Annotated in this window: 1 protein-coding gene; it reads left to right on the forward strand. The window is 49.4% G+C overall.

From position 1 onward, the window contains the following. Positions 1-118: 118 nt before the first annotated feature. Positions 119-1,343, forward strand: a 1,225-nt coding sequence (locus Q0095_RS00090) for a hypothetical protein (RefSeq protein WP_297880225.1), incomplete at its 3' end; no start/stop codon positions are given.

Genomic DNA, 1,343 nt, shown 5'->3' on the forward strand with positions numbered 1-1,343 from the left:
ATTACAAATGCAGCCCCCTCTGTCAAAGACTAACCAGCGCTTCTTTAAAATTTCATATTGCAAACTGATCTATTTTTATGTATAATCGCAAACTTTACGAATTTCAAAGGATCAATATATGAAAAAATCCATCTGTTCCTCTATGCTTAGCCTCGCAGCGGTGCTCGCACTAGCGCCCGCACAAGCGCTTTGCAATGCAGATTCTAATCCGCCGCTTATCCATACCCATAATAACCTCTATTCGGCGGGATTTAGCGGCAATACTAGCGGCAGCGGAAGCACTAGCCCAAATGGCAATATTACGACGATTACGGGCGTTGTAAGCGGCGGGACGGACTACTCCGGCAGCGTGATTTACGGTGGAGGAAGTGGCGACGGGATCGCGGGCTTTACCGAGTTAAACTCTGCCTCCAACAATAGACTTACGATTAAAGGCGCAAACGCTTACGTGGGTATCGCAATAGGTGCCGAAGCCAAGGGCGTATCAGATAATTACGTGAGCTTGGAAAACGGCTCTAAGGTAAATTTGGTCGTGGGCGGGCAAGGCATAGCGGCATCTAAAACGGGTAACGAAGGCGAAGCGACGCGAAATCAGGTTTTTGTAAAATACGGCGCTGAAATTACGGGAAATGCCGATAACTTCGGCGGTAATGCAAGCAGACATTACAATATCATCGGCGGCAGAAGCGGAGCAGACAAAAAAGCCTCCTCCAACGCCGTAACGATAGACGGAGGCACTATCGGCAACGGCTCCGTTACAAATGTAATCGTAGGCGGCATAGTAAGCGGTGGCGGCGATGCCGTATCAAATAGAATAACTATCAAAGGCGGCACGTTTAGAGGAAGCTTTGATATATTCGGTGCTCAATCCTCCACGGGGCAAAGTAACTCTAATAGCGTCAATATAACGGCGCCTTATTACGGCGGTACAAGCACTATTACTTTAAGCGGTAACGGTAGAATTTGGGGTGCAGCGAGCGGAAGCGGAAACTCTAGCGCAAACTCCGTATCCATAAGCGCAAAGCTAAAAGCGCAAAATTACCAAGTAGTAGGCGGCCAAGCAAATAGCGCTAGCGTAATGAGTGCAAATCGCGTAGAGATCAATAACGACGATGCAATCGTAGGCAGCGTCACAGGCTCTTTGGGCGGCGCCTCGAGCTCGCGAAGCGTAGTTGATCTCTACAAAGGCACCGTAAAAGGCGATGTCGCTGCAGCAAGCGGCATCACGGGCGAATCGGATGGTGATAGAGTTACTCTAGGAGCATCAGACTCCAACAAAGGCGTACACATCGGAGGCAATGTCTATGGCGCACGTGCAGGAAGCGTCAAAAATGCGGTCGTTT

This window comes from uncultured Campylobacter sp. (assembly GCF_938045535.1).
Taxonomy (GTDB): Bacteria; Campylobacterota; Campylobacteria; order Campylobacterales; family Campylobacteraceae; genus Campylobacter_B.